This window comes from Candidatus Albibeggiatoa sp. nov. BB20 (assembly GCA_016744725.1).
Taxonomy (GTDB): Bacteria; Pseudomonadota; Gammaproteobacteria; order Beggiatoales; family Beggiatoaceae; genus Albibeggiatoa.
On sequence record JADGDW010000150.1, the window covers coordinates 1 to 10927 of the forward strand.

Annotated in this window: 7 protein-coding genes; 4 read left to right on the forward strand and 3 right to left on the reverse strand. The window is 34.7% G+C overall.

The genetic code is table 11. From position 1 onward, the window contains the following. Nucleotides 1-202: 202 nt before the first annotated feature. A complete protein-coding gene (locus ABXH34_RS14810; protein WP_353572663.1) occupies nt 203-1945 on the forward strand; it encodes an ATP-binding protein in 1743 nt (580 codons plus the stop codon). 3 nt (nt 1946-1948) lie between these two features. Here the strand turns inward: ABXH34_RS14810 and ABXH34_RS14815 are convergent, their stop codons facing one another. Beyond that, nucleotides 1949-3406, reverse strand: a complete 1458-nt coding sequence (locus tag ABXH34_RS14815; protein WP_353572664.1) for a hypothetical protein — start codon at nt 3404-3406, stop codon at nt 1949-1951. 3 nt (nt 3407-3409) lie between these two features. After that, nucleotides 3410-5014 carry a tetratricopeptide repeat protein gene (locus ABXH34_RS14820; protein WP_353572665.1) on the reverse strand — a complete coding sequence of 535 codons (1605 nt, stop codon included), beginning with the start codon at nt 5012-5014 and terminating at the stop codon, nt 3410-3412. 170 nt (nt 5015-5184) lie between these two features. Here ABXH34_RS14820 and ABXH34_RS14825 point away from each other — a divergent pair, with 170 nt between their 5' ends. From ABXH34_RS14825 to ABXH34_RS14835, 3 genes are all read left to right on the forward strand, one after another. Further along, nucleotides 5185-6321: an AAA family ATPase gene (locus ABXH34_RS14825; protein ID WP_353572666.1), complete on the forward strand. Its 1137-nt coding sequence runs from the start codon at nt 5185-5187 to the stop codon at nt 6319-6321. 100 nt (nt 6322-6421) lie between these two features. After that, nucleotides 6422-7417: an ATP-binding protein gene (locus ABXH34_RS14830; protein WP_353572667.1), complete on the forward strand. Its 996-nt coding sequence runs from the start codon at nt 6422-6424 to the stop codon at nt 7415-7417. A gap of 18 nt (nt 7418-7435) precedes the next feature. After that, nucleotides 7436-10156 carry a DMT family transporter gene (locus ABXH34_RS14835; protein WP_353572668.1) on the forward strand — a complete coding sequence of 907 codons (2721 nt, stop codon included), beginning with the start codon at nt 7436-7438 and terminating at the stop codon, nt 10154-10156. Between the two features lie 144 nt (nt 10157-10300). Here the strand turns inward: ABXH34_RS14835 and ABXH34_RS14840 are convergent. Then, nucleotides 10301-10927 (reverse strand): rod shape-determining protein (locus ABXH34_RS14840; RefSeq protein WP_353572669.1); only part of this gene is annotated, 627 nt, incomplete at its 5' end.

Here is a 10927-nt window from a genome sequence, read left to right on the forward strand (position 1 = left end):
TTTCAATAGAGACTTATAACAAAAATACTTTATGGGTAATATAAATATTTTATAATAGCTAAAGCTGAATCATCTATCGAGAGATCGCTTTAGTTTAACTACTGCATTTAAAAAAGCTCAATAATGGACAAGCCAAATAATTGGATGCTAAATACTCTATCACTATTGTATTGGCAACAAACCTTATAATCATACAAAAAACATGCACTCTTTATTACTACGCCAATTACGCAAAGCTGGATTAAATTATGAATCGCTTCCTCAAGATATGGGTGATTGGCAGGCCTTTTTGCAGCGCATTGACTTGTCCTATGAAAATGCAGAACGCAATCGAAAGCTATATGAAACAGGGCAAGCGAAACCTGTTTCGCCTAATCAAAATAATACCAATAATTCAAATATATTCAATCAGTCAAGTTTGGGATTACAGACCATCATGGATGCTATGCCCGATGGTTTGTGTGCATTTAACGTAGAAAAAAACTTAGTCTTTGCCAACCCCGTTGCGCGGTTTATTTTAAATTTAGATGAACAGCCTTTACACATGCAGGATGTTTTAAAGTATTTCAATTTGCATCACAATAATGATGTGAATCGGCCCATGACAACGGAAGAATTGATAAATAATTTAGAAGCGGGACAAGGTTTTCATGATAGTCATGCTTTGATAAAACGTGGCAGCCGAGAATTTCCTGTTGCTTGTGAACTCAATCCAATAACTAAAGATAATAAAACCGTTGGCTTTGTTATGATTTTCATTGACATCAGTGAAATTCGCAAAGCAGAGAAAGAATTGATTACAGCCAAAGAGGCAGCTGAACGAGCAAGTAAAGCTAAGTCACAATTTTTATCCAGTATGAGTCATGAATTGCGTACCCCAATGAATGCTATTTTAGGCTACGGCGAATTGCTCAAAGAGGATTTAAAACAGCCTGTTGACGAATTTGATGAAGATTATGTGGAAGATATGCAGCAATATGTGGGGAATATTTTACAAGCAGGCTGGCATTTATTGGAATTGATTAACAAAGTACTCGATTTAAGCCGAATTGAAGCAGGCAAATTAGAAGTTAATATTGAAAAAGTAGAACTGGTTGATTTAATTAAAGAATGTTTAAGTATTGCCCAACCTTTAGCAGAAAAACGTGCCATTAATATCGACAATACCACCTCATCATTACCGCCGCAATATGCCTTAGTTGATCGTGCCCGTCTAAAACAAGTGATTATCAATTTACTGTCTAATGCAGTGAAATATAATAAAGAAAGTGGCACAATTACGATTGAGATTAAAGAAAAAAATTCGGAATTTTTATGCTTTGCAGTGACAGACACAGGTATTGGTCTTAGTTCAGAACAACAAACACAAATCTTTGAACCCTTTACCCGCATGAGTGGAGTTAATCTGATTGAAGGAACGGGTATTGGTTTAACGATTACCAAACGCTTGCTAGAAATTATGGATGCAAAAATTTGGGTAGAAAGTATAGAAGGCCAATACACCACCTTTTTTGTAGATTTGCCCACGGGGGTTGTAACACCAGAAACGCAAGGTATTGATAAAAATAAAAATATTTTATTATATATCGAAGATAGCCGCACCAATGTGAGCTTAGTGTCACAAATCTTAAAATCCCGTCCTGATATTGCTTTGATTTCGGCTCATACAGGCGAGATGGGTTTAGAAATGGCACAACTGCATCATCCCAATATTATCTTATTAGATATTAACTTACCGGGGATGGATGGTTTTGAAGTTAGCCAACAGTTAAAAGCCTCTGACATAACAAAAAATATTCCTATTATTGCATTAACCGCGATGGATGATGCAAAAGCAACTGAACGTGGTAAAGCTGCAGGTTTTTTAACTTACATTGTTAAACCACTGGACATTAAAAAATTCTTAAAAGCGATTGATATGGCTCTGACAACAGAGCAAAATTAGCCACTATTTATTGGAAAAACAAAGTGGATAAACGTAGCGAGCTAACTTAATATAAAAATCTTGCTCATTCTCAGGTTTTTCCAATTCGTGTTTAAACCAGGTGCTGAGTAATACATTATCCGATTTTGCATTCAAATAACATGTACCACGATGGATGAACGTATAATATAAGGCTTTAGAAAAATTAAAATATTCTTTTGTATATTCCTGACCATTATAGTTAGCCAGTAATCCAGCTATATCTTTGTAATGTTGGATTTTTCCATTGCGAGAGAGGATTTTCTGCCTAAATTCATACGGCTCATTTTTATTGTTATAATGTCGAAAACACTCGTAAGTTGTATTTTTATCCTCAACAACCCGCTTTTCTAATAAATCTTTTACATTTTGATACGAATAGTATAATTGTCTTTGTAACTGGTCTGGATTAATCACAGCCACAGGCTCGCCAAGTAATTCAAGCAATTGATTTTCTAGGTCAATATTGACTTTGTTACCATACATAGCCCGCATATTAATGATAAACAAAAAAGCCAGTAATTTTTCGTCTATTTTATCTAATTTATCACCAATATGGCTTAACCAATTGCGTAAGGTTTTCATCACCGTAAAATAGCTTGACAAGGCTGGATCAGCTACATTTCTTTCATGTGTCACAGCATCCCATTGATGTGCCAGAGTACGTAACACGATTTTGTACAATTGACGTTTGTTTTTACTACTGGGAATTTCATGTTCACGCAAGGGCAATAAATTCTGTAATATTTCTAAATAAATCCGCATATCACTATAAGATAATTGACGATTTTCATCTAAAAATAATTCAAATTGTAAAGTTTCACCTTTTTTGGTTATTGTGCGTAAATATTGGCAATATTCAACAATATTCCGTCGTATTGATAAATAGCGATTATTTTGGGCAGCCTGCACCCAATCTTGTAAAAACACACTATCTGCTTTGGTGGCAATCCGGTGCTCATTGGTATCGAGGCAAGGTTGATTAGGTAAGCTGATTTTAGCATTATCAAAGGCTTCTAAAATAGCATTCAAATAATCTGCATGATTGGAACAGAATAAAATCCGTTGCTTAGGAAAACCCAGCTCAATCACCAATTCAATATAAAGTTGATAGCCTGCTACTTTACGTAAAGCTTGCTCATCATTTTGATAACGGGCTAGAATTTCAGGCAAATAATTATTGTCATCTTCATATTGTGCAATGGGTAAATCAATATCTAAAATAATAAAATCAATTTTAAATAATTTATCATTATCACGAATAAATTCAAGTGCATCAAGAAAATGGGTTTCAAGAAAAATCCCATAAGGTTGCAAAAACTGCTTTAATTCGCCATGTCCGTCTGGAATATCATTTTTAGGCAAAAAATCAGAAAATAGACATTCAGTATAACTTTTAAAATTATCACCTTCAAAATCCTCTACCCATAAGAAATGCACCATGATTTATTCCTTATTAATCAATAATGTTGTAGGTATTGTGAGTATAGCCAGATAAGTATTTCCTTGATAACTGGTTTGAAAATCACCGCCCATTTTTCTAGCGATGCTCAATAAACTATCTTGGCCTTTTTTACTGCCTTTATCTAATTTTTGCTCAAATTCAGATGTAGGATTGATGGCTTTTAATGTACACACATTTTCATCATAAGACCAGTCTAAGCTTGCCGTAATTGATTCTGTTGCATGATAATATTTCAGCATATTGAGCAGCATTTCACTCAGTAATGTGACTAAAACTTCTTCTGTAATTGAAAATGGCTTAAATTGAATTTTTTCTGAATCAAAGCCTTGAATTTGAATTGGAAAAAAATGTACATCTGCCCATTGTTGAATTTTTTTAAATTGCGGTAATGTGCTTAATTGAAAGAACTCTGCAGCCCACTTTGCTTGTAATTGATTGCTAATCTGTAAATAGTCATTATCCCATTGACGTAATTTTATCGATTGGGGAACTAATTGATTTTGCTTGGCATAATTGAGGTAATGTTGTTTGATTTTAATCCGATTTCCAGAAGATAACAATGGTGCAATTGCATCGATAAAACTGCGTTCTAAAACATGAGTTAAACGTCCAGTACCTTGCTTATCCTGTAATAGTTTTTTTTGTAACTTTTGGCTATTACTGGAAATAAAGCTATAAATATTTAAAAAGCGTTGCATTGATTCAACATCACGCAATATTTGCTGAGGTTCATTTTTATTTTTAGCATTATGTTCAATATGTTGCAGCGGTGCTCGTAATTTATGTGCAAATAAGGCCATCATATTTTCTAAATGAATTTTAGCTTGTTTATATAAATCAGCTAGAAACCGAATGGCTTGAGTATCACCACTATTGGCTTTTTTCTCCAAAATATCAATGTATTGAGGCTGTTGTTCTGCATACTGAATTAATTGTTGCTGGGCTTTATAATGATAATTTTCACTGTCTTTTTGATTAATTGATTTTAATAGCCAATTAACTGACTCTTCATGCTTATTTTTTAGATTATATTCTTGACCTAAACTATATTGTGCTTGAGCATCATTTCTCCATGCCGCTTTATGTAACCAATGAGAGGCTAAATCTATATTTTTCTCTCTCTCATGACCTTCATTATAAATTGTATACATAAAAAATTGTGCTTTTGCATATCCTTTGTTTGCAGTATCTTCTAAAATATGGATGGCGAGATCACGCTCATTCTGTGACCAAAGTTGACAAGCATAATGAAATTGCTGTTGTACGGTTTCTGACGGTATCGTTATCTGTTCAAAAAGTGCCAAGATTATTTCGCGATTATTATCAATGTATTGCCCACATAAATAGGTATGATATAAATAAGCTTCAGCTTGTGTTACACCATGTTGAACCGCTCTTATCCAGTAATGTGTTGCAATATAATAATACTGAAAGGCCTTGTCATACACTTGTGCCGCTTCATATTGTTGAGCATATAAGTGCAGACAATAGCCAAATTCAAACCAACACTCATCCTTACCTTGTTGTGCTTTATGTTTGATATTTTTTAATTCTGTAGATAAAATTTCTATTTTTTCATTCTGCATTTCGAATCTCTATATAATTTATTTATTATATCGCACATTTTTATTGATGTTATATTGAATTTTATATGTATCTAATCTATAGTGTCAAATAGGGAGCATAAAATAGTTTGTCATTATGGCTTATGTTATACTTAATCTTAGGTATTGGCTGTCAAATGGTGAGAACAATAATGACAAGTTTTGTGAAGTTATTTAATGACCACATTGAGCACTTGGGAGTTACAAATCAGAAGTTAGCCGAGGTCATGGATGTGCATCATACAACCATAGCCCGTTGGCGCAAAGAGGTAGGCGAAGGCCAAAAGCAAAACAAGCCAGAAGAAGAGAAGCCAATTCAATGTTTTGCACAGCATTATCGATTAAATACACAAGAATTAGATGAATTGCTAGCTTCAGCCGATTTTAAGATTAATGACAAACCAACCAATCAACAAATCATTAATCCTTTTATTACTGGCCAACCTGTACGTTATGGTAATTTTTTTGGCCGTCAAGCAATACTCGAAAGTTTATTTAGCTTATGGCGTGGTTTTCCAAATACCCCGATGCAAAATGCAGCTATTATTGGGGATAAACGTAGCGGAAAAACCTCTTTGCTCATGTATTTACGTGATATTGTCAACTCAGGTGCTGCCAGCGGAAAATTACGTGATGGACAGCATACAGATTGGTTACCATCAGATAAAGGCTATAACTTTATTTTTGTTGATTTTCAAGATGCAAGACTCTGTAATAAAAAAAGATTATTGAGTTACATTTTGCAAAATATGCGACTAGATGCAGAACCACAAATATTGTCATTAGAAAATAGCAACGATGTATTGGCTGACTTTACAGATATTGTTGAAAAATATTTAAAAAAACCCACAATTATTCTACTAGATGAGTTTAATGCGATTGTGAGTCGTTGTCCTGATGAACTTGATAATAACTTTTGGGAATCCTTGCGTTCTTTGTCAAATAATATACTTGATCCCCAGTATTTAGGTTTTGTGTTGGCTGCAAACAAAAGCCCACATATTATTGCACAAGAGCTTAATAAGTCGGCTGAATTTGGTGTTTCACCGTTTTTTAATATTTTTGGTAAATCCATCTCTTTGGGTAATTTGGAACGAAATGAGGCGGAAGAGCTTATTGCTATCTCTCCTTATCATTTTTCAAGTTCAGATATTAATTTTATTTGTGAGATTACAGATTGTCAGTCATTTTATGTACAAAAAGCCTGTCAAACCCGTTTAGATGCCTTGATGTTTAATACTGGTGATTGGCGTAAAACGATCGAATTGTTTATGCAGCAACACAGCTAATTTATTTTAAGGACTGGTAGTCCTACACGTTTAGTAATATGATTTTATTATTTTGTTTACCCTCAACACAATATTTGGGGCAATCAACGTGGAATAGGCTATGAATTTGAATGAATTGAATTGGCTACTCGGTTTTTTAAGCTCGGTCATTGGCGTTTTGGGCTTTTTGGCCGTCTCATATAGAAGAACAATTCGTTGGATTTTACAGCTATTGCCACATTGGCTGAGCCAGTTTTTTCTAAAACAATCTTTGGATAACCCATTTATTGCAGGTAACTTTGTGTATTGTCAACGTTTTATTGGACGCAAAGCCGTTTTACGTCGCATTGTTGGCCAGATTAAAACTGTACAAAATGTGGCGATTTGGGGTGAGTCTTATATTGGTAAAACCTCGTTATTAAAAACAATTGAGCGTTTAGCAACAGAAGATTGCCAAGATTATATTCAGAGAGCCTATAAAATTGAGCTACCAGATTTAGATAATTATCATTTTATTTATGTCAATTTCAGGGATATTCGCTTTAGAAGTCAGGCTCGATTTTTACAACATATTATCAATCAGTTAGAACTTAATGAAGAAGGTATTCCTTCATTGCCAGAAGATGAAACTGACGCTTTAGCCCTGTTTTGCGATATTTTGACTGATAATCTTAAAAAATCAACTATTGTATTATTAGATAATATTGAGGCTGCATTAGAACATGATTTTTCGGCTACCGATTTTTGGGATGCGTTACGTAGTCTTTCGACCTCAATGCTTGAAACACATTGTTTAGGGTTTATTTTAACTTCAGCCCAGAATCCACAGCATTTTGAGTTTGAAGGTAATTCTTCTAAGTTTTTTAATATTTTTGGTGATGTAATCCATTTAGATGTGTTTACTGAAAATGAAGCTAAGCAGCTTATGGCATTGTCACCTAAGAAGTTTAAGGATGCAGACAGTAAGTTTATTCTCGAGCACAGTCAAAATAAACCTTTATTTTTACAAATACTCTGCTATGAACTGTATGAATCAATGTGCGAAGGAGAAACCTGTCAGACTTGGCAAGACAGGGCACTGCAAAAAATAACTGAAATATCCAGCCAAGATGTATAAGTTATTGAGGATACGCTAATGAGAAAAAATAGGTTTTTAGCAGCAGAATTGTCAAATAACCTCTTTATAGCCGCTTTTCAACTTATTAGTTGGGCATTATTTAAGCCCTCTGCTTGGCGTAATTGTGTTAATCAATTTTGCCCTCAACATCAGGTTCAACCCCTTTCTTACGATTTTTGCTTAACGCATGTTGATTCTGAAACTTGGCGAAAATGGCCTTTCATCCGATTATTATTAACTTACTCTGTTTTCCCCTTTTTAGTCGCTATTACTCTATTTTTTATAGCCCAAATTTCAAATACTGGGAATTTTTACCAATTTGACATTGAAAATGTTATTTTTGCCACTATAGGAAGTTTTATCTTTGGTATTAGTTCGGCGATGGTTGTGAGTTTGCTCAATAGTTTTATTTCTGGTTTAGTTGCGAGTTTGTTGCTGACGATAGTTGGTGCATTTTTACTTGCTCAAGGTAGCTTATCTATTTGGCATGTTATTAGTCTATGTTTTTCGCTGGGCATCATTGGGAATGTTTTTATTCAAACAGCAAATACACAAAGAATTAAGTTTAAAATTAGCAGTATCGGTTTGATTATTTGGGGTTTTGTTGTAGGGCTAAGTGGCGTTGGCTTAATTTTACTCATACCCATTTTTATCACTGAAAGTGTGGCTGTTAGTATTGGGATCACAATGATATTTAGTTTGATGGCTATTATTGTGACCATCAAGTTAACTCAGCAACAGCTTAATCCAATTGTTTTAAGATTTTATATTACCATAGTCGTAGCAGAGACTTTTTTTAGTATTGCAATGTTTTATTATGAAACATCAGGCTGGCCAATTGGTTTAGCGCGTGGCTTTAGTTATGCAATTTTATTAGGAGCGGCCATTGCTTTACCTCATTTAGCGATTAGAGCTATCTTTAAAACAACAACAGAACAAGCTAATGTCGCAGTTACCGTAGCAAGTGCCCTTGTTGCAACTGTTTTATGGACAGCATTAGCGATTGCTTTGATAGAGGAGGGGAACGAAAGCCATTTATCAATTGATGCAATAACCCCCTTTTTAGCAGCAGGCTTAGCATCCGTCATTGCAGGCTTAAGTTTTTCAATATGGCAAGGCGCGTTTATTTTCAGCCCCATTGCGTTACTTTTGAATCCTGTTTTATATTTTCGGGATAAAAGCAGTGAAAATCCTCAATTATTGCGTTGGAATACCGCATTTCTCACTGATTATGCTCATTGGTCGATTAACTTAAAAGAGCACTTACTTCTTATTTTAGATAAAAAACCAGAACAAGCTAAAAAAGCCTTGGAAAGACTTGAGCAATCAGGATGTTATCATCACTTAATAGATAAATGTTTATTGGAAAAATCAACTTCGTCTATCATAGAAATGAGAAGATTGCACCGTGAAAAAGTACAAGGGACAAAGGATTTAAATGTTTTTATTAATTTAAGTAAATCCTTAGATCGAGCCGAAAAACTCAGCGACATTAATGAGAAGATATTACACACTACTGAACAAAGTGATGAAGTCGAAAAATTAATCAAAGCGATTGAAAATAGTAATGAAAGTTATTTATTGCCTTATGCAGAGCAGTGGTATAAAAATTTAGATAAATATAGGATGGATTTACATGATTTGATGGATGAAGATAAATTCATTGAATCGCCTTATATTGTTGGGCAACCTTTGCAAGCAGGCTCTGGTTTATTTAAAGGGCGTAAAACGATTGTCAACGAATTAAAAAACTCCTTGTTTACACATGATATTTCGGTTTTTTTACATGGTCAATATCGCATTGGTAAAACCTCTTTATTATTGAATCTGATTGGTTTACTACGCGATCCAAAAGGTTATGTGATTTTGTTTGTTGATTTGCAAGGGGCAATTTCACTTGGTCAAAATACAGCAGGCTTTTTCCAACGTATTACTAAAGATATACAGCGTGGTGCAAAACGTTTTTATGATTTGGAGTTACCTAGTTTAACTAGGCAACAATTAGAAATAGATACATTATCGATTTTTGATGATTGGCTTGACCAAGTACAAGAAATCATTGGTAATAAAACCCTATTATTGACTTTAGATGAGTTTGCGAAGCTTGATGATGTATTATGTGCTCAACAATCAGATTTTAGTGAAAATATTTTAGATGCGTTTAGTAACTGGATTCAACACCGTCCTCAGTTTCAAATGATTATTACTTCTCAAAGTAAGCGTGAATTTCAACGTTGGCCACAATTAGCAAACCGTATGGAATTTAGACATTTAGCTTATTTAGACCAAGATGAAGCGGTGCAACTTGTTGAGCATCCAGTACAGAATTTTGAATTACATTATCAAACTCAAGCAACACAGCGGGTTTTAGAACTGACTCAAGGCCATCCTGCATTAATCCAAGCCATGTGTCGTGAAATTGTTGCAATTAAAAATGCACAAGATTTAAAAAGTCGCTTTTCTGTGACCGTGGATGATGTTGAGCAAAGCATTCCAAAAGTAATTGAAGCAGGACAGATGATTTTTGCCATTTTTGACCAGAAAGCGGAAGAAGATGGTAGACAATTTTTACGTCATCTTGCCAAGCAAAAAACACTCAGTAATGTTGATGATTTTATTAGTATTGATGATGGGGAAGATGTGATAACACGTTTGGAACGCTTAGAATTAATCGAGAAAGTAGACGATGAATATCGGTTTAAAATTGATTTATTTTTGCGCTGGTATTTAACAGACTGATTTTTAAAGTGACATCATAAAATCCCTACTCGATATGAAATTAGGGGTGCTAATGATGAGTCAGTTGTAGATAAGCAATTCGAGCAACATACCCCCTTTTAGGGGGCACATTTAAAGCCTTCAGCTTTGGGAGGTCATTTAATTTTAAAGCTGTTCCCAATACTCGCTGGGCATTTCAATACTCATTTTCAATGCACCGACACTGCCGCAGTATTCTGCATCTTGCACACAAATAGCATTACCTCCGCCATAAGTATCCAAACTATTTTCAATCGCAATGTCAATCCCACGTAAACGTGAACCACCACCAGCAATCACCACATTGTTACGTAAACGCTCTTGAAAATCAGGGTCAAATGTACCGACAAGCTCCTGAATAGCAAGACTAATTGGATCAGTTAACTTCAGGCAACATTCACGCATAATGGCGGTAATATCATATTCGGCCGGAATGCCTTTTTTAGTCAATGTGACTTTGATTGGATCGGAGGTTTTAGACACATAACCATATTTTTCTTTGATGCGTCTTACAATTTGTGGTGTTAATTGTACATCAGGATATTTTTGCAAAATGGCTTGGCTAATTTGCTGGTCTAAATAATTCCCTGCAATTTTTAATGTGGCTTGGTCATCATCCTCAGGAATTGAACCATGCATTCGACACAAATCAGTAGTGCCCGCACCAATATCCACAATTAAACATTCATCAAAACGGTCAATCGCATACGCGACACTAAAGGCTTCGCTGACAATCAAAATTTTGTTAATAAA